The 18,137-nt window shown below is 71.2% G+C and carries 13 protein-coding genes; 4 read left to right on the top strand and 9 right to left on the bottom strand.

Translation table 11 applies throughout. The features are described 5' to 3' along the window. Positions 1-2: 2 nt before the first annotated feature. The 7 genes from C1707_RS18945 to C1707_RS18915 all read right to left on the bottom strand — a co-directional run bounded on the left by C1707_RS18945 (position 3) and on the right by C1707_RS18915 (position 8,044). Positions 3-1,220: a KpsE/RkpR family capsule polysaccharide export protein gene (locus C1707_RS18945; protein WP_164467403.1), complete on the bottom strand. Its 1,218-nt coding sequence runs from the start codon at positions 1,218-1,220 to the stop codon at positions 3-5. A gap of 20 nt (positions 1,221-1,240) precedes the next feature. Continuing rightward, on the bottom strand, positions 1,241-2,032 hold the full coding sequence (locus tag C1707_RS18940) for an ABC transporter permease (protein ID WP_101715378.1): 792 nt from the start codon (positions 2,030-2,032) through the stop codon (positions 1,241-1,243). Beyond that, positions 2,029-3,330: a glycosyltransferase family 4 protein gene (locus C1707_RS18935; protein WP_101715379.1), complete on the bottom strand. Its 1,302-nt coding sequence runs from the start codon at positions 3,328-3,330 to the stop codon at positions 2,029-2,031. The genes C1707_RS18940 and C1707_RS18935 overlap by 4 nt, the downstream gene beginning before the upstream one ends. Beyond that, positions 3,327-4,571, bottom strand: a complete 1,245-nt coding sequence (locus C1707_RS18930; protein ID WP_101715380.1) for a capsule biosynthesis protein — start codon at positions 4,569-4,571, stop codon at positions 3,327-3,329. Before C1707_RS18930 ends, C1707_RS18935 begins: the two co-directional genes overlap by 4 nt. After that, positions 4,568-6,298 carry a capsular polysaccharide export protein, LipB/KpsS family gene (locus C1707_RS18925; RefSeq protein WP_101715381.1) on the bottom strand — a complete coding sequence of 577 codons (1,731 nt, stop codon included), beginning with the start codon at positions 6,296-6,298 and terminating at the stop codon, positions 4,568-4,570. Before C1707_RS18925 ends, C1707_RS18930 begins: the two co-directional genes overlap by 4 nt. Next, positions 6,295-6,741: a helix-turn-helix domain-containing protein gene (locus C1707_RS18920; RefSeq protein WP_101715382.1), complete on the bottom strand. Its 447-nt coding sequence runs from the start codon at positions 6,739-6,741 to the stop codon at positions 6,295-6,297. Before C1707_RS18920 ends, C1707_RS18925 begins: the two co-directional genes overlap by 4 nt. A 181-nt stretch (positions 6,742-6,922) precedes the next feature. Continuing rightward, positions 6,923-8,044 carry a glycosyltransferase family 4 protein gene (locus tag C1707_RS18915; protein WP_164467402.1) on the bottom strand — a complete coding sequence of 374 codons (1,122 nt, stop codon included), beginning with the start codon at positions 8,042-8,044 and terminating at the stop codon, positions 6,923-6,925. A 330-nt stretch (positions 8,045-8,374) separates the two neighbouring features. On the opposite strand from C1707_RS18915, the gene C1707_RS18910 reads away from it, so the two are divergent. From C1707_RS18910 to C1707_RS18895, 4 genes are all read left to right on the top strand, one after another. Then, complete coding sequence (locus C1707_RS18910) at positions 8,375-9,091, top strand: helix-turn-helix transcriptional regulator (protein WP_164467401.1); 717 nt, start codon at positions 8,375-8,377, stop codon at positions 9,089-9,091. 334 nt (positions 9,092-9,425) lie between these two features. Then, positions 9,426-11,033: a substrate-binding domain-containing protein gene (locus C1707_RS18905; protein ID WP_101715385.1), complete on the top strand. Its 1,608-nt coding sequence runs from the start codon at positions 9,426-9,428 to the stop codon at positions 11,031-11,033. A 231-nt stretch (positions 11,034-11,264) separates the two neighbouring features. Beyond that, on the top strand, positions 11,265-12,884 hold the full coding sequence (locus C1707_RS18900) for a Hint domain-containing protein (protein ID WP_123170779.1): 1,620 nt from the start codon (positions 11,265-11,267) through the stop codon (positions 12,882-12,884). A gap of 92 nt (positions 12,885-12,976) precedes the next feature. Further along, complete coding sequence (locus C1707_RS18895; RefSeq protein ID WP_101715386.1) at positions 12,977-14,827, top strand: tetratricopeptide repeat-containing sulfotransferase family protein; 1,851 nt, start codon at positions 12,977-12,979, stop codon at positions 14,825-14,827. On the opposite strand, the gene C1707_RS18890 is transcribed toward C1707_RS18895, so the two are convergent. Then, positions 14,824-15,768 (bottom strand): M23 family metallopeptidase, encoded by a 945-nt coding sequence (locus tag C1707_RS18890; RefSeq protein ID WP_101715387.1) that lies wholly within the window; start codon positions 15,766-15,768, stop codon positions 14,824-14,826. The genes C1707_RS18895 and C1707_RS18890 overlap by 4 nt on opposite strands. Positions 15,769-15,830: 62 nt before the next feature. Further along, positions 15,831-18,128, bottom strand: a complete 2,298-nt coding sequence (locus C1707_RS18885) for a filamentous haemagglutinin family protein (protein WP_123170778.1) — start codon at positions 18,126-18,128, stop codon at positions 15,831-15,833. Between the last annotated feature and the right edge of the window lie 9 nt (positions 18,129-18,137).

Below are 18,137 nucleotides of genomic sequence, written 5' to 3'. Positions count from 1 at the left end.
GGTTAGGAGGCGTGTTCCCGGACGCCGGCCAGGATCAGCCAGCCGACGCCGTAGGCGAGAAGTAATCCGAAGAAGATCGTGGCGACGATGCGCGCCCGGGCGGGAGCCACAGCCTTGACCGGGAGGTTGGGCTCGACCACGCGAACGACATACATCTGCTGCTTGAGGGCCTCGGCGTTGGCGGCCAGGGCGGCGGCTTGCGCGCCTTCGTACTGCTTGGCCGCCAGCGCCTGGCGAAGCTTCAGCGCCTCGTAGGCGCCGAGGTTCGAGGCGACGGCCCGATCGGATCCGGCCAGCCGGCCCTGGGCGGCGTCGACCTGGGCCTGCAGCGCCTGGACCTGGGCGGTCATGGCCACGCGCTGGGGAGCGTCTGGAGCCAGGCTGGCGCTCGCGCTGGCCAGTTGGGCGCGCGCAAGGGCCAGCTGCTGCTGTTGCTGGGCCAGGGCGGAGATCTGGGCCGCGCCGGTGCGCTCGGGGTCGATGTCGCGGCGGCCCTGGCGAAAGCGGGTGAGGGCGTTCTCGGTCTCGGCGATCTGGGTTTCCGCCGCCCGCAGCTGGCGGCGCGAGACGCCCAGGGCGTTGTCGAGGGCCCGCTGGTTGAAGCCGTTGATCCGCGCTTCGCCCTGATCGAGCAGGGCAGACGCGATCTTCTGGGCGTCCTCGGGCCGGAAGGCCTGGACGGTCAGGGTGGTGACGCCGCTTTCGGGAGCGTAGGTCAGCCGCACCTTGCCTCGATAATACTTCAGCAGGCTCTCGGGTGTGGCGCCGTGCAGCCGGCCCAGCAGGTCGGCTTCGGGGCGCCGGTAGACGCCGCGCAGGTCCAGCCGGGCCTGCAGCGCGGCCACCGCGTCGTGCGAGGTGAGGTACTCGCCCAGGGCGCGGGCCTCGGTCTGAGACGACGAAGCGCCGCCCAGTCCCAGCATCTGGCCGAGGGCGGACGGCGCGGCCGCCCCGGTCGCATTGGCGCGAACCAGGAAGCGGGTCTCGGACTCGTAGAGATTGGCGGCCAGCAGGAAGTAGTAGAGCGCCGCCAGCAGCGTCGGCGCGACCACCACCAGCAGAAACGCACGCCAGCGTTTCAGCCAGCCGGCCCAGTTCCAGCCTGGACGGGCCGGCGTCGCGGGGGCGGCTGTCGAAGCCGGGTCCGGAAATGACCGGAGCCGGGGCGAGACGGCGTCGATCTCGGCGGGAGGGGCGAGCGGGGGCGCGAAACCATCCATCGGTCGAAAATCTCCACCGGCTAGTTGAGGTGCACGTGCCGGCGCAGCACCCGCAGGGCCAGCAGGCCCGCGAGCGTGAAGGCCAGGCACCATCCGACGATCTGCTCGCCGTGAACGTAGGGGCTGTCGACGCTGGCGAACTGGCCGGTGTGGGCCAGTTCGAAGATCTGGTTGATCGGCGACAGGGCCAGCCAGTCGCGATAGGGCGGGGGGATCCAGTCGAGCACGAAGAAGGCCCCGCTGATCGGCATCAGGATGTAGGTCGCCGGGTGCACGAACTTGGCGACCAGGCGGTTGTCGTAGGTGGCCGCGCAGACCAGCATCGAAATGCCGAACGACAGCCAGGTCATGGCGCCCAGGGCGGCCATGAGGTGGAGGGGGCGGGCGGGCGGCGCGGCCAGGCCGAGGCTCCAGGCCCCGCTCAGCAGGATCGCCAGGGTGGCGGTGGTGGACAGCGCCTCGAGAACCGCGCGGGAAGCCAGCAGATCGAAGATCGTCACCGACCGGTGGAAGAGCAGGGGCTTGTTGGCTTCCAGCGCCGTCTCCGCGCGGGTGACGACCGATCGAAAGATCATGAAGACGCAGTAGCCCACCAGGGCCAGCGGCACCGGGGCGACGCCGCCGCCGTGGGGAGAGACGCCGCCGCCGGAATGCAGGGCGGCCACGGCCACGGCCAGCAGGGCCGGCTCGGCGATCATCCAGAGGTAGCCGATGTTGTCGCGGCCATAGCGGGTGTGCAGTTCGCGCAGGATCAGCGCGCCGATCACGTGCGCCTGGTTGTCGGCCCCGCGCGCCAGTTGGCCAAGGCTCATCGGGTGACCTCGTCGATCAGGCCGAGGGCGATCTGCATGTGCTCGCTCCACAGCGTGGGTCGCCAGCCTCCAAGGCGGGTCATCTGCCGGGCGCGGCGCGGAGAGCCGGCTTCGGCGTAGTCGTCGACCGCGCGGGCCCAGGCCGGGCCGTCCAGCGGGTCGAGATACTCGGCCACGTCGCCGCCCACCTCGCGCAGCGCGGGGATGTCGCTGGCGATCACCGGCACGCCGGCCTCGAGGGCCTCGGCGACCGACAGGCCGTAGCCCTCGGCGAAGGAAGGGCAAAGGAGCGCCGTGGCGCCGGCGAGAAGGCGCCGCATCTCGGAGTCGGGCATGCGGCCGTGCTCGACCACGCAGCCCTTCAGGGCCGGGGCGCGGTCCAGCAGGTCGAGGATGTTCTCGTTCTCCCAGCCGCGCCGCCCGACCAGCACCAGGCGGGGCACCGCCGCCGGAGGCCTCGTCTCGGCCATTCGCCGCCACAGGTGAAGCAGCAGCATATGGTTCTTGCGCGGCTCGATGGTGCTCAGCACCACGAAGTAGGGCGCGGCGCCGACGGGCGGCCTTCCATCGGCGGTGGTCCTGGGAACGCCCAGCGGGGCCACCCTGACGGGCGCGCGGTTGCCGGCCCGGGCCAGATGGGGGGCGAGCGCTCTCGCCGTGGCCTGGGAGTTGGTCAGCACGCCGCTGGACAGCGCGGTGACGGTGGCCAGCTTGCGTTCGAAGGCGGCCGTACCGCCGGGGCGCGCGAACTCCGGGTGCTCCAGGGGGATCAGATCGTGGACCAGGGTCACCAGCCGGGCGTTGCGGCGACGAAGCACGGCCTCGTACAGGGATTTGCGTTCAAGGCCCCGCGGCGACAGGTGGAGGTAAGCGGCGGGGCGCGACGAGGCCTCCCGTTCGGCCAGCCCCGGGCGGGCCGCCAGGCAGCCCTTCAGCGCCAGCCTGAGGCCCCGCGATGGTGCGCTCGCGGCGTCGCCGGCGGTCCAGCGGGCTTCGGTCTCGGCCAGGAAGTCGGCCGTGGCGTCGCGATCCAGGCGGGCGTGGGGACCCACGGGCAGGATCGCCGCGTGACTCAGCCGGTCGGGGATCAGCCGGGCCAGCTCCCGGGCATAGGCCATCTCGACCCGGTCGATGCCGGTGGGGGTCGCGTGCAGGGCGCGCGACAGCAGGCGCGAGAGGTCGAGTATCACCGGGCTGTCGCCGGCGGGAACGCGGGGGCTGGGGCGGGAGGCGACGAAGATCGATCGCTGGCGGCGGGGGGCGCCGACGCGGTCGCGAAGAAGGACGAGATCGGTCATTCGGCCGGCGCCAGTTCGAGCAGGGGCGAGGCGACGCTGGACCGGCCGGCGTGGGGCGCCAGTATCCGGTCGGCGCAGGCCGCGAGGGTTGCGCGCATGCCGCCGGCGTAGAAGCCGCCCGCGATCAGGCAGCGGTTGGCGAGCACGCGGCGGAAGGCTTCGTAGAGGTCGGGATCGGGCGCGGACGGCGCGTTCCAGAAATCGTCCAGCGGTCCTTGATGGGTCAGGCCGTCGATGTCGTAGACGGCTCGGCCGAGAACCTTGACGGGCCGGCCGGCGGCGAGCGCCAGCGTCCCGGTGGTGCTGTTGACCGTCACCACGCCGCGCGCTCCGCCGACCAGTTCGACGATGTCGCCGGCCTCGACGAAGACCACCCGCCCGGCGACGCCTTCGGTCCGGGCCAGGCTCAGGGCGGCCCGTCTCCAGTCGATCAGGCCGTTGTCCAGGGGGTGGGTCTTGACGACCAGCAGCGCGTCGGCGGGCGCATGCCGCGCGAACGAGGTCAGCGCACGGCGCAGGGCCGGGCGCATGCCATGGAACGTGGAATGGACGCGCAGCTGGTAGTCGGAATCCAGTTGCAGGGGGAGGATGAAGTAGTCCCCCGGTCTCAGGCCTGTCAGGGCCGTCCGTGATCGACGCTGCGCCGCGCCCTGGCGGGCCAGGCGCGCGATCCAGCCGCCGGCCTCGGTCAGCGCGCCCCAGGGGCGATGGGTGCGGTGGCGCGGAAAGGCGGGGCGCAGGGCGATCTCGGCGGCGTAGTAGGCCAGGCAGGCCAGGGCGCGCCGGCCCAGCGACGACGGCAGGGGAGCGCTGGCCTGCGCCGGCGGCAGGCCGACGGCCGTGGTGCGATACCAGTCCGGATCACGGTCCATGGGAGAGTGGGCGTTGACGCCGCCGCGTTCCAGCGTGATCCAGTCGGGCCTGAGATAGCCTTCCTCGAAGACGTGCAGCACCGCGCCCATGTCGCGCGCGAGGCTGGCGGCGACCCGATGCAGGGGGCGGCAGTCGCCGAACAGGACGATGTCGGTGATCTTTCGGGCGGCGAGCAGGGCGCTCAGGAAGTCGCGCCAGTCTCGCGTCCGGCCACGATAGTTGACCGCGCCGGGCATGCGCCACGACGCCTGGTCGCCGCCGTTGAAGTTCACCCGGTGAACGCCGCATCCACGCTGGCGCAAGATCTCCGCGAGGTCGGCGAAGAAGCGTCCGGGCGGCCCCTGCAGGAAGAGAACCTGTCGGCTCATCCCCGGGTCTCCAGGCTCTTGGCCAGCCGCCCTTGCAGCGCGCGCAGTCGCGCGAGGGCGCCGGGCGGCGGCGGAGCCTGGGTCAGGCGGTCGACCAGCACCTCGGGCGGGCACGGCAGGCGCGTCTTCGGATCGAGATAGAGCGGGTAGAGGATCAGCGCGCCGGCGACCAGCGCGGGAAGGCCGAGTTCGCCCCGCGACGGCGCCGCCAGGTCGGTGGTCAGGCCCCAGCCGGCGTAGAACGGATGGCCGTGAGTGACGACCGGCGTCCCGCGCAGCAGGGCCTCGAAGCCGGCCAGCGAGGTCAGTACGTGCACGGCGTCGACGGCCGCCGCCAGGCTGGGCAGTCCGGGTGCGCGCACCACCTGATCGGCGTGGGTCAGGACGGCATGGTCGGGAACGCCGCCGCGACGGTGTCCGGCCTCGACGTCCGGATGGGGGCGATAGAGGATCGTGGCCTTGGGCTCGATCGCACGCACCCTGGCCAGGAGGTCGAGATTGCCGCGCACGCCGCCGCCGCCGAACCGCACGGATGCGTCGTCCTCGACCTGGCCGACCACCAGAACGACGCGTGCGGCGTCCGGCCGGACGAACGGCGCCGAGCGATCCTGCCCGTACTTTCCGACGGCCGCGTCGCGCAGGCGTTCGATCAGGCGTTCGGCCCTGGCCAAGAGGACCGGATCGCGCACGGCCGGAGAGGTCAGGAGGCGGGTGAGCTCGCTGGCGACCGCCGGATCGTAGTGCGCGCCCAGCCGGTCCAGCGTCAGCGACAGCGGGGGAACCAGTCCCGCGCCCAGTCCGGCCGATCGCAGGAAGCCGTCCTCCATGCGCGCCAGCACGACGCCGGCCTGGGCCGCATCGACGTCGAAGCCGTTGGGCAGTCGGGTCGCCCAGCCCGCGGCCACGCCGCCGCTCGAGCGCGCCAGCGCCAGGCCGCGCCGGCGCCGGGCCATGGCGGGCGCGCCCGTCGGCGAAGCCAACATGTCGCTCACCGCCTGGCGCTTCCAGGGCGCTATGCCGACGCAGACGGCGACGCCGCGCGTGCGGTCCAGGTGACGCCGCCAGTCGGCCAGCAGCGCGGCGATGTCCTCGGCCTGGCAGGGCTCGCCGCTGAACGGGTCGCGATAGGCCACGCCGGCCAGCAGGAAGGCCTGGGCCAGGGCGTCGGCGCCGCAGCCGGAAAGGTCGCGCGGTCCGGTCCAGCGCACGGGGCGGCCGATGACCGCGGCATGGAAGGCCACGGGATCGTCGGCGTGGGCGACGACCTGGCGAGCGTTCTCGACGAGGGACCAGGGATCGCGCTCGCCCGGTATCAGCCTGGCGCCCGCCACGTCGGCGGGGCCGCGCAGGCTGGCGGCCCAGTGCGTATCCGGCGCGCTGATCACGATCGCCTCGCCCGAGGACCTGGCCAGGGCGGCCGACAGCATGGCGCAGCCTTCAGAGAGACCCCGCGGGCGCAGCAGGATCGCACCGGGCTTCAGGCCGGCGCACGGGGCCCAGAACGCGCCGCCCAGGCGCTCGTCCGCCAGCTTGCGGGCAAGGGCGGCGGCGCGTTCGCGCTCGGCCAGCGGCGCCATGGCGCATTCGTCGAGGGCGCGATCGAAGTCTCGCAGCCGGCTGACGACTGGCCGCCGCCGTCCGAACGGCGGCGCGCGCAGCACCGGCTGCGTCGTCACGGCGGCCGTTCGCGGCGAGCCGACGCGTCGCCCCCCCAGGATAAGGCTCATGCGGTCGGCTCGCTGTCCGGCGCGGCGGCATGGTCGGGATCGTGGCCGAAGCGCTGGCGGAAGGCGCGCCGGAAGTTGCCGATGTGGCCGAAGCCGCAGAAATTCGCCGCCGCCGCCGGCGTCAGGCTCGGATCGCCGGCCAGGAAGTCGCGCGCATGGCGCAGGCGCAGGTCGGCCAGCGCCGCATAGATCGAAGAGCCGCGCGTGGTGCGAAACGCATAGCGAAGGTGCTGCAAGGTCGCGCCGACGCTGTCGGCCAGAGTGCGTTCGTCGACCCGACGGGGCAGGGCGGCCACCACCGCGCGCTCGGCGCGCTCGACGAGATCGAGAGCGGCGCGCCGGTGATCGGCCGCGCCGCTCGGCGCGGCGCGCGTTTCGCGCTGGTCCAGGACGGCCGCTTCTCTGGCCGGATCCCCCTGCGCGATGTCGTACTCGTCCTGCATCGGAACTCGCTGGGCCGAGCGCTACTTCGGAAGATCCGCCGATGTTCTCGTTCGTGAAGCCCTGAGGGCTCTACGCGCGCGAATTCTCAGGAACGCGCAGCTCAGCCGTGTCCGCTCGCCCCCGATTGGAAGACAGGGCGCCTGGCTGGCGAGCGACATCCGAGATCGTGAATTTTTTAAGTCATCCGGCGTCGTGGAGGGGCGCAAGAGACTGGTCCGCCACGGCCTGGTACAGGGCGGCCAGTCGACGGCCATAGGCATGATGGGAAAAGGCCAGGGCCCGCTTGGATCCGGCGCGGATCAGCGTTTCGCGCAGGCGATCGTCTCCCGCGAGGCGGCCGATGGCCGCCGCCAGGGCGGCCTCGTCCTCGGGCGCGACCAGCAGGCCGCCGTCGCCGACGACTTCGGCCAGACCGTCCTCGGCGCTGGCCAGCACCGGCGCGCCCAGATGCATGGCTTCCAGCGCCGGCAGGCCGAAGCCTTCGGCCAGGGACGGAAAGAGCAGGGCCCGGGCTCGGGCGATCAGCGCCAGCAGGGCTCGTCGCTCCAGCCACGGCAGGCGTATCAGCCGTGGATCGGACGGCAGGCCTTTCAGAACAGTCTCCGCCCGCCAGCCGTCCGGACCCACGATCACCAGCGGCAGGGGCGCGCCGGCCGCGCGCCAGGCCGCTGCCAGTCGCGTCAGGTTCTTGCGGGGATCGATCGCGCCGACCGCGACGAAATAGCCTTTCTCGACCAGGCCGGGCGGTAGGGGCGGCCATTCGGCGGGGCTGTTCCGTTCGGCGTCCGGCGAGGCTTGCCAGGTGTTGGTCACCCGGTGGGGCGATGCGCCCAGGATCTCGATCAGGGCGCGGCGCGTGTGTTCCGAGACGGCGACCAGGTGATCGGCCCGGGTCGCGACCGCCTCCAGCAGCCGCCGGTGGCGGCGCGGGTCCACGCCGGTCAGGTCGGGGCGCTGCAGGGGGATCAGGTCGTGGATGGTGTAAAGGTTCCGGGTCCCGGTCATCGCGAGCGGGACGGGATAGGTCCAGTGCATCACCGTCGGCGGATCCGGGACTGTCAGTTCCATCAGGCGGCCATGGCGATTGAAGTAGGACTGGGCCTCGGCGAACAGGTCCCGCCTCGTCCATGTCTGGTCGTCTCCCGCCGGGCGCAGGCGGCGAACGCCGGCGCGCTGGGCCCGGAGCCAGGCGGCGAGGCGGTTCTGCGCTCGGGCGTCGCTCGGGGCGGCGTCGCGCACGAAAGCCGGGGGCGCGCCCAGGGTTTCCAGTGTCTGGGCCAGAACCGCGGCGTAGCGCGCCACGCCGACTCCCTCGCGCTCGCGGCGACGAGGGGCGTCCAGCCAGACGCGAGGTGGAGCTGAGGTCGAGGAGGTCAGGCTTATCTCCCGGCGGCGGTCGCCGACAGAGCCGGGAAGGCCTTGGCCGTCAAGTCCGCGCACCGGCGACGCGGCGCCCGCCATCAAAACTTCACGAAAGCCGGTGTCGTCGCGAGCCCCAGCGCCGTGTCTACCAATCGCGCCCATCCTGTACGGGCCAGCAAGTGGGGAAAGCATGGCGTCGCGAGGCGTGGTTACGACGGGGAACAGCTTCGAGGCGTGCGCGCGATGAGCGGCGTGCGCGGAGCCCTCGCGTTGGCCAGCCGCGCTTCCGCGCCGGCCGGTCCGCTGGACGTCCTGCGCACCGATCTCGCCGAACTGGCGCGGCTGAACGGCTTTTCGGGCGGCTTCTACATGCACATCGGCCATCGCCGCCCCATCAGCGAGATCCAGGCCGAGTTGCCGCCGCTGCGCCAGGAGCCGCGTCAGCTGGTGTCGACGGGGGGGCTCGACGAGACCCTCTATCGCCGTCGCGGCTATCTCGACCTCGATCCGCTGGCCGCACGCGCCGCGAGCGGCTTCACGCCCTTCGCCTGGACGCTCGAGGAGTTCGCCGACGACGCCAAGGCGCGGCCGGTGCTGCGATCCCTGGACGCCTGGGGCGTTCGCTCCGGCGTGATCGCGCCCATCCAGGACTATGCGGGCGGTCCCGCCTTCGTGACCCTGTTCCGCGGCGTGGCCAAGGCCGAACTGGCCGAACCGGCGGCTGCGGCCTTGCTGCTCGCCGCCGCCCGTCTTCACGCGACGGCGCGGTCCGCGCCCGACGCCCAGGCGAAGGGGCTCAGCCAGCGCGAGCTGGAGGTGCTGCGGCTGGCCGCGCTGGGCCACACCGAGCAGGAGGCGGCCGCGACCCTGGCGCTGAGCCGGCGCGGCGTGCAGTTCCACCTGGCCCGCGCGGGCGAGAAGCTCGACGCCCCGAACAAGACCGCCGCCGTCGCTCGGGCGGTCAGTGCTGGCCTGATAGCGCTATAGCTTCAGTATAATTTGAAAGGAATTGAAGTCGCGGCCGTTGCGGTCGCGGCTATATTTGTCGTTTGATAAATATACTCGTGCTCGTTCATGGTGTTGTACTATTTTTGATATGCTTTCTGCTTCAAAAACTTCAACTTTGGCGCGTTGACGATTTCTCGGTTGAGTTGAATGATTTGGCCATCGCGGGGCTGAAGGGGGCTAACACCTCAGGAACGCGAAGCGTCTTCTCGTCGGATTTGGCCGACGGGGAGGGCGAGCCGGCGGCTGCTCCATGACGGTGCGGGCCGGTGACTTGAGCCTGGTTTCAACCGCACCACGGATAAAGGACCACCCCATGTCTAAGCTGAAGCTTCGCGCCATCGCCGGCGTGAGCGCCATCGCCGCTTGCGCCGCCTTCGCCGGTGCCGCCCACGCCCAGGTCAACGGGGGCGGCTCCTCGCTGATCGCCCCGTACTGGCGCCAGGCCGCCGACTGCTACGGCACGCACGAGACCCTGCTGGTCAAGGCCGTGCCGACCAGCACCCTGCCGACCACCCAGTTCTGCACGGGCGGTTCGCTGACCTCGAACACCGTCCGCTACATCTCGACGGGTTCGGGCACGGGCATCGCCGGCATCTACAGCCACGACGCCTCGAAGTACGGCGACATCGACCTGGCCACGGCGGGCGACCAGTTCTGGCCGCGCGTCCACTACGGCCTGTCGGAAACCTCGCTGAGCGCCAGCGACGTCAACGTCTACAACAACGGCGGCACCGTCCAGGGCGTGACCGTCGCGGCCTCGCCGACCGCCGGCCAGTACCCGCTGCCGAAGCCGCTCTACGGCGCCCTCGTGCAGTTCCCGGTCGCCATCGCCCCGGTCGCCGTGGCCTTCGACCCCGTCTACAAGAAGGTCCGCAACGCCGACGGCTCGGTCACGAGCGTCTCGTTCAACCTCGTCGGCGGTGAGCTGAAGCTCGACGCGGCCACCTACTGCAAGATCTTCAACGGCCAGATCACCGACTGGAGCGACAGCGCCCTGACCGCCCTGAACGGCGGCACGTCGCTGACCGGCGGCGTCAGCGTTCCGCTGCAAATCGTCGGCCGCTCGGAAAGCTCGGGCACCACGGGCCTGTTCACCCGCCACCTGGCCGCCGTCTGCGGTTCGCTGTCGGGCAACGCCTTCGCTGACGGCGCTTCGACCCTGCCGGCCTCGATCCAGGGCGGCACCTACAACAAGAGCACCAACGTCGTGACCGGCGAAGTCTCGGGCAAGTTCACCCGCGCCGAAGGCAGCGACGGCGTGGCCAAGTACCTGGCCTTCACCGCTCAGCCCGGTTCGAACGCCGGCGACCAAGTCGTCCAGGCCCGCATCGGCTACGTCGGCGCCGACTACACGCTGCCCTTCTCGACCAACACGGGCAACAACTACGGCCTGGCCTCGGCCTCGCTGCAGAACGCCCTCGGCGCCTACGTGAAGCCGCAACCGGCCGCCGCCACGGCCGCCTTCGGCGCCCTGGCTCCGCCCCAGTCGAACGCCACGGGCGGCTACAGCGCGACCAACACCGCCAACGGCCTGCGCGCCAACCCGCAGGACTGGGTCCAGTCGTCGAGCAAGACCTCGCCGCTGGCCAACCCGAACGTCGCCGGTTCGTATCCGATCATCGGCACCGTGAACTGGATCAGCTACACCTGCTACGCCGACAGCGCGTCGCTGGGCACCCTGACCAGCTCGTCGAACACCGGCATCCTGAACCAGCTCGACACGGCCCTGATCGCCGATCCGAGCACGGGCCTGCTGGCCAACGCCGGCCTGGCCGCGCTGCCGAGCAACTGGGCGACCGCCATCCGCGCGACGTTCCTGGTTCCGACCACCGCGACCCGTCCGCTGAACCTCTATCTGGACGTCGCCGGCACGACCACGGGCAACACGACCTGCGGCGCTGGCACGATCGTCGGCGCCTAATCCGCGCCAGACCCCAGAAACTTCCCCTTGCAACTGGGGCCCCGGCGGAAGCCGGGGCCCTTTTTGTGTGGAACGTACAGGTCCGACCGGGATGGCGGGTTCCAGACTTTGGGCGCCCGCCAGCGGCCGGGCCCTGTGCTTAAGCACAATGATCGCGAAGGCAGGGCAGGGCACGACAATCAGGACTTTGGTTTATTCGACGATCGTCGCGACGGTCGCCCTGGGGGATAAATGCCGACTTTCGACATCAGCACTTTGAACGGCGTGGCCTTTACTTCGGAGCAGGTGTCGGCCGTCAGCACCTCGACGATCAACCCGTCCGCCTCGTCGCCGTCGACGGGCCTGCAGATCGTCTTCGTGTCCCCCGGGACCTCCGGCTACACGATCTCGAACGCGGTATCGAACTACGTCGCCGGCACCGCGACGGACTATCCCACGTTTGGTTCGTTCACCCTGACCAATACCGGCGGGGTGGCCGCCACCTACTACGTGCATGGCTTCACCGCCGACGGGATCCTCATCTCGAAGGACCCGACGCTGACGCTCGGCGACCTCTCGAACGTGGCGACCGGCGCCAAGCTGCTGAGTAACGGCTCGCTGGTCCCCAACATCCAGACCAGCGGCGCCTATCAGACGCTGATGGACCTGTGGGCCAGCGACCCCGACAGCCGCGACTACTACTTCGCCTATGGCGGCGGCTACGGCATGACGTTCGACTACAACGACTCCGCGGGCCATCCGCACCGGGTCACGCTGAAGGACACCGACGGCGACCAGGTTTTCGACCAGATCAACGGTCGGCCTTCGAACCCCAACGCACCAACGTTCCCGATCGTCCTGACCAGCAACGACGCGGTCTATGTGGCGCCCCCTTGTTTCGCCGCCGGCACGCTGGTGACCACCGAGCGTGGCGAGGTCGCCGTCGAGGCCCTGGAAGTCGGCGATCTGGTCGCCACCGCCTCTGGCGAGAGCCGTCCGGTGATCTGGATCGGCGCGCGCCATGTCGCCTGCGATCGCCATCCGCGACGCCACGAGGTGGATCCGATCCGGGTGAAGGCCCACGCCTTCGGCCCCGGGGTTCCGCGTCGCGACCTGCTGCTGTCGCCCGGGCACGCGGTCATGGTCGACGGCGTGCTGGTTCCGGTCAGCCTGCTGGCCAATGGCGCGACGATCGCCCAGGAGCCCGTCGCGGCGATCCGCTACTATCACGTCGAACTCGACGCCCATGACGTCCTGCTGGCCGAGGGCATGCCGTGCGAGACCTATCTCGACGACGGCAACCGCCATGCTTTCGGCAACGCGCCTCAGCACGTCAGCCTGCATGGTCGCCTCGATCCCATCGGCTGGGACGAAGCCTGCGCGCCTGTGCTGCGCGAGGGCCCCGAGCTTGCCCGGATGCGTGCTCAGCTGAACGCGCGGGCGGTCGAACTGGGCTGGACGCGCTGCGCCGACCCGGACCTGACCCTGCTCGCCGACGGGGTCGAGATCGCGCCGTTGCGGACGGTTGGCGGCCGCGTCTGGTTCATGGCGCCGGCGGCGAGGACGCTCGCGCTGCGTTCGCGCTCGTCCAAGCCGGCCGAGACGGTCGAAGGCTCGACCGATCACCGCCGCCTCGGCGTGGCCGTCCAGGCCTTGCGGGTGGATGGCGAGGCCGTCGTGCTCGGCGACGCCGCCTTTGGCGAGGGCTTCGAGGCGATCGAGCATCTCGACGCCGCGGCCTGGCGCTGGACGGTCGGAGAGGCGCGCCTGCATCTGGCCGGCCCGGCCCTGATCGAGTTGTCGATCCGCCTGGCCGCCCCGACCTGGCGCCGCCCGGCCGTGCCGCAACTGCGTCTCGTGGAAGCGGGGTGATCCCGCGAAGGCCGGGCTGTGCTTCTGCACAGTCCGGCTGATCCTGCCGTTGCCTAAGAGCGGCGCGGCCGATCGCGGGCGGGGACCAAGACATGACGGATCTGCTCGAGCGTTCGGCGCCGGCGACGTTGACCGGCGGCTGCGCCTGCGGCTCGCGCCTCGAAACGTTGCTGTGCTGCGGGCTCGATCTTTCGCGAGCCGTGCGGGAGATCGTCGATTCCGAGACGGCGTCCGCCTTGGGGCGGATGAGCCAGGCCTATGTCGACGGCGAGCTGTCGCTGGCCGAACACGAGGCGTTGGCCGTGCTGCGGCGCGCGCCGGGCCATCGCGACGCCCTGGGCGGGCTCTACAACGTCTGCAAGGACGAGGGGCGGATGACCGCCGCCGAGGCGATCGTACGGCGGATGGCTCTGCTCCATCCCGACGACGCCCAGGTGCGTCTGAACGCGGCGCTTTTCTTCCTGGCGCGGAACGCCCACGGCGAGGCCATGCCCCATGCGCGGATGCTGGTGCGCCTGGCGCCCGAGGCGCAGCAGGCGCATCTGGCCCTGGCCAAGGTGTTCGCGGCCCAGAACCGCCCCCATGACGCCGAGCACCATCTGCGGCGCGCTCTGGAATTGGCGCCCGACGACGAGGCCGAGATCCTGCCGCCGCTCGCCCAGGCCCTGCGCGGCCAGGGGCGGTTCGACGAGGCGCGCGAGATCTTCAGGCGCATGGTCGACACGGGCCCCGCGCCGCAGGCTCTGAGCGCCTGGACCGATCTCGAGGAGGAGGCGGGGCGCATAGAAGAGGGCCTGGCGCTCAACGCGCGGGCGGCGGCCCTGACGCCGGATGATCCGGGCCTCGCCGTCCAGCGCGCGGTGCTCCTGCGCCGGGCCGGGCGCCAGGACGAAGCCCTGGCCGCGCTGGAGGGCCTGGCGGCCCGCCGCGCCACCGGTCAGCTGGGCGCCGCCGGGCTGATGGCCCGCGCGCGAGTGCTGGAAAGCCTGTCCCGGTATGCCGAGGCTTTCGCCGACTTCGCGGAAGCCAAGCGCCTGACGCGCGAGCGGACCGGCAATGTCTATGCCGCCGACCGGGCCGACGCCCAGGCCAGGCGCCTGAAGGGCTTCTTCACCGCCAGCCGGACGCCGCTGCTGCCGCGAGCCGGCGTGCGCGCGGATGGTCCTAAGCCGGTGTTCATCGTCGGCTTCCCGCGGTCGGGCACCACCCTGGTGGAGCAGACCCTGACGGCGACCGGCGAGGTCGCCGCCGGCGACGAGCTGCAGACCCTGCACCAGCTCACCGAGCGCATGCCCGCGCTGCTGGGCAGCCCAGGCCTCTATCCGACGGCTCTTAGCGAACTGTGGCTGGGCGATCGCCGGCACGAGCTGGACAATCTGCGCGACCACTATCTGAACGACGCCGCGCGCCTCGGGGCGAGCCAGCCTGGAAAGCGCTGGTTCACCGACAAGATGCCGCTCAACGAGACGCATCTGGGGCTGATCCACCTGCTGTTCCCGGCCGCGCCCGTGGTCCACCTGATCCGGCATCCGCTGGACGTGGTGCTGTCGGTGTTCACCAACACCTTGAGCCATGGCTTCCATTGCGCCAGCGCGCTGGACAGCGCGGCGCGGCACTATGCCCTGACCGCCGACCTGGTGGCGCACTACCTGTCGGTTCTTCCGGTGAACTATCTGCCGGTGCGCTACGAGGACGTGGTCTCGGATCAGGAAACTCAGGTCCGGCGGCTCTTCGACTTCGTCGGCGTCCCGTTCGACGCCCGCGCCCTGGCGCCGCACGAGAACCCGCGTCACGCCCGCACGGCCAGCTACGCCCAGGTGACCGAAAAGCTCTACGATCGCTCGCGCTATCGCTACCGGTTCTATCGCGAGCAGCTGGAGCCGGTGGTCGCGGTGCTGGAGCCGGCCATCGCCGCCCTGGGCTACACGGTCGACTGGGACTAGCCGCCGGAGCCGGCGGGCGCCAGGGCTTGGGCTACCGACAGCTTGCGGGCGGCAAGGATTGCACGTTCTGAATCGGACAGGCCCGCGGGAGCAGGGCGCGCCTCGCTGGGATCCACCGCGCGGGCTTCGCGCAGCACCTCGAAATGCAGATGGGGTCCCGTCGCCAGACCCGAGGCGCCGCTGAGGCCCACGACCTCTCCCTGGCGTACGGTCTGGCCCGCCGCGACGGTCCAGCGCGACAGATGGGCGTAGACGGTCTGGAGGCCGTCCGCGTGCCGCAGCCGGATCCGACGGCCGTAGCCGCCCGCCCAGTCGGCCGTCTCGACCACGCCGTCGGCCGCCGCCAGCACAGGCGTGCCGATCGGGGCGTCGAAATCGACCCCCTTGTGCATGCGGGTATAGCCGAGCAGGGGATGACGACGGGGGCCGAACGCCGAGGTGATCCGCGTGCGATGGAGCGGCGTGCGCAGCAGGCTTCCGCTGAGATCGGCGCCGTCGGCGTCAACGAAGCGGTCACGGCCGTCGCGGCCGGTGTCCAGCCGATACAGGCTGACCGTCGTGCGGGATCCCGAAAGCTCCACGAAGTCGAGACGGCCGTCCTCGCCGACGACCAGCCGCACTCGATCGCCCAGGGCGACGTCGCGCGTCAGGTCCAGCCTGTGGCCCAGCAGGGCCAGCGCCCGCGACACCGTCGGATCCTTGGCCCGTTCTCCGTAAAGCACCTCTTCCATCGGCCCGTCGACCACCGTCCTGGCCGGTGCCGGGGCGGCGGCCTGGCCCGGGAGGGCGGCGTCGCGTTCGACGGCGGCGACGAAAGCGGCTAGGTCGGAGGGGGGAGCGGCGGCCGTCGCCGGCGTCCGGGTCCGCGCCAGGGCCGCGCCGGCGACCACGACGATCGCCGCCACGCCCAGGACCAGGCTCCAGGCGCCCGCTCGCACCATTTCGTCCCTCCGTCAGGCCCCGACCATAGCCGCCCCGTGCGACTGGCCGGCGACAGGCGTCCTCAGGGACGGCCCGCCTGGCAGCTCTTGTCGTCCCGGCGGGACGGGTCGTCGCAATCGCCGAAGCCCAGCACCTGCACGCTGATGATCGAGCGTTCGTCGCGCGGCCGGGCCTGGGCGGTGGCCTGGGCGGCCTTTTCCGCCGCGCTGGACGCGGCGCTCGCCTCGGTGCTGACGCTGGGCGCCGCCGCCGTGGTCGGAACGCCGATCGTCGAGCCCTGGACGCTGAAGTTGTCGGCGTTGGCCACCGACAGGGCGGCGACGAACAGGTTCCCGGCCACGCGAACACCGGCGTCGCCGGCGTCGACCGTGCCTCGCGGCGCGATCAGGTAGACGTTCGGCGCCTCCACGCCCGGGGCGGGCTGGAAGGCGGCGATGCCGGCGCCGCTGACGGCGCTGGCCTGATCCTGTTCGGAATAGGCGTTGTCGCTGACCTTGACGATCGCCGGCGGGAAGTTGGCCGACGTCTTGGGGCCCTGGCCGGCGTTGAGGTCGCCGTTCGAGGACCACATGGCCACGTCGCCGCCCTGCTCGGTGAACAGGCGGCTCTGGTTGAGCACGAAGTCGCCGTCGGTGAAGGTCGAGATCCGCCCGCCGCGCAGGGTGAGCACGCCCTCGAAGCCCGTCGGGATCTCCTCGATGTAGGAGATCTGCGGCAGGGTCAGGCCGTTGCTGACGATGCCCGAGAAGAGGTCGCGGCCCGCATAGTTGCGGCGCGCGGCCTGCTGGGCGGTGCTGACCGTCGAGCCGGCCAGCACGCGACCGCCGGGGCCCAGAATGCTGATGTCGCCGCCCCGGGCCGTCTGGATCGTCGACAGGCGCAGGTCGAGATCGCCGGTGCGCACCATCTTGTTGGCCCCGTTGGCGCCGCCCGTCAGGTCGTTGGCGGTATAGCCCAGGCGGGCGGGGAACAGGGCGTTCACCGCGTTGTAGCCCCGTGAATACTTGAGATAGGACGGGCCGGGCACCGAGGTCTGGACCAGCTCGTTGTAGTAGACCTTGAGCAGGAACACCCGCTGCTGCAGCTCAGGCAAGGCCGCGAACGCGGCATAGGCGCCGGCGAGGTCGACCGTTCCCGAACCCAGGGCGTCCGGATGGTTGGCGCGCATCCAGGCGATCAGCTGGGCGGCATAGATCGGCTTGGAAGTGTCGATCACCGCCGCGTTGTTGGCGTCGGTGGTCTGGGCGTAGAGGTAGTCGGGCCAGTTGGCGGCGTTGGCCGGGTTCAGATAGGCCTCGCGCAGGCCGGCATAGTCGGCGCCCTTGGCGACGCCGAAGGCGGTGACGATGCTGGCGCCCTGGGCGTCGAGCCAGGGGTTCCACTCCGCGCCCACCGACAGCACGCCGCCGCCGAAGACGGCCTGGCTCGCGACGCCGCCCGTCTGGGCGTTGAAGACGTCGGTCGCCGAGTTGAGGAACGGTCCCAGGTCCCGGCCGGCTTCCAGGAAGAAATGGCCGGGACCGCCGATCACGAAGGCGCCGCCGTTCAGGGCGGGACGCAGCGGCCCGTACACAGGCGTGCCGTTGACGTAGTCCACGATCGCCCGTTGCAGGGTGGTGGTGGCGGTGATGTCGCGGCCGGCGGCGATGCGGGTGATGTCGTTGGCGGCCAGGTTCTGGCCGAAGAACATCATGTCGACGATGTCGCGGCCCGCGCCGATGCGGGTCACCTTGGGAGACGAGATGATCATGCCGTCGATGTCGCCCCCGGCGAAGATCCGGTTGGGCGTCGCGTCGCCGCGATGCGGCACGCTGGAGGCGTGCAGCAGCAGGCGTTCGGCCAGGCTGGTCGTGGGAAGAACAGCCGGGAATGAGAAGGGCCTGCCGCCGATGACCTGCGTGGCTTCAAGCTCGTAGATCGAGAAGGCGCCGGGCGTCAGGCCCGGATCGTTGTCGAGCATGGCGATCGTCATGGGCGCGATGTCGCCGCCCGCCGCCAAGGTCAGGGTTCCCCGGGCGCTCGGATAGAGCAGGATCTGGCGGTCGACATTGCCGCCGAGCGAAAGGTCGCCGGCCAGGGCCACGGCCGAGAAGCTCGTGGGATAGATCGCCTTGCCGATCAGCGAGAGGGAGTCGCCGCCGGTGGTCACCACGTCGCCGACGCTGGAGTCGAGCGTGGGATTGCTGACGTCGAGGGAGCCGCCGGCGAGGACCGAGACGCCGCTGTCGCCGCTGTAGAAGCCCACGCGGTTGATGTCGCCGACGCCAAGCGCGGTGATCCCCTGGACCTGCACGTCGCCGAGAGCGGCGACGTCGATCTGGGCGTCGGTCAGGCGCAGGCGCAGGGTGTTGGCGGTCAAGGCCCCGGC

The organism is Caulobacter flavus, assembly GCF_003722335.1.
Lineage (GTDB): Bacteria > Pseudomonadota > Alphaproteobacteria > Caulobacterales > Caulobacteraceae > Caulobacter > Caulobacter flavus.
This window is presented reverse-complemented; position numbering and strand designations above follow the sequence as displayed.

Excerpts from the sequence above, each read along its gene's own strand:
- C1707_RS18920 (WP_101715382.1), bottom strand. The coding sequence starts at position 6,741 with ATGCAGGACGAGTACGACATCGCGCAGGGGGATCCGGCCAGAGAAGCG.
- C1707_RS18905 (WP_101715385.1), top strand. The coding sequence starts at position 9,426 with ATGTCTAAGCTGAAGCTTCGCGCCATCGCCGGCGTGAGCGCCATCGCC.
- C1707_RS18900 (WP_123170779.1), top strand. The coding sequence starts at position 11,265 with ATGCCGACTTTCGACATCAGCACTTTGAACGGCGTGGCCTTTACTTCG.
- C1707_RS18945 (WP_164467403.1), bottom strand. The coding sequence starts at position 1,220 with ATGGATGGTTTCGCGCCCCCGCTCGCCCCTCCCGCCGAGATCGACGCC.
- C1707_RS18890 (WP_101715387.1), bottom strand. The coding sequence starts at position 15,768 with ATGGTGCGAGCGGGCGCCTGGAGCCTGGTCCTGGGCGTGGCGGCGATC.
- C1707_RS18935 (WP_101715379.1), bottom strand. The coding sequence starts at position 3,330 with ATGACCGATCTCGTCCTTCTTCGCGACCGCGTCGGCGCCCCCCGCCGC.
- C1707_RS18895 (WP_101715386.1), top strand. The coding sequence starts at position 12,977 with ATGACGGATCTGCTCGAGCGTTCGGCGCCGGCGACGTTGACCGGCGGC.
- C1707_RS18930 (WP_101715380.1), bottom strand. The coding sequence starts at position 4,571 with ATGAGCCGACAGGTTCTCTTCCTGCAGGGGCCGCCCGGACGCTTCTTC.
- C1707_RS18940 (WP_101715378.1), bottom strand. The coding sequence starts at position 2,032 with ATGAGCCTTGGCCAACTGGCGCGCGGGGCCGACAACCAGGCGCACGTG.
- C1707_RS18925 (WP_101715381.1), bottom strand. The coding sequence starts at position 6,298 with ATGAGCCTTATCCTGGGGGGGCGACGCGTCGGCTCGCCGCGAACGGCC.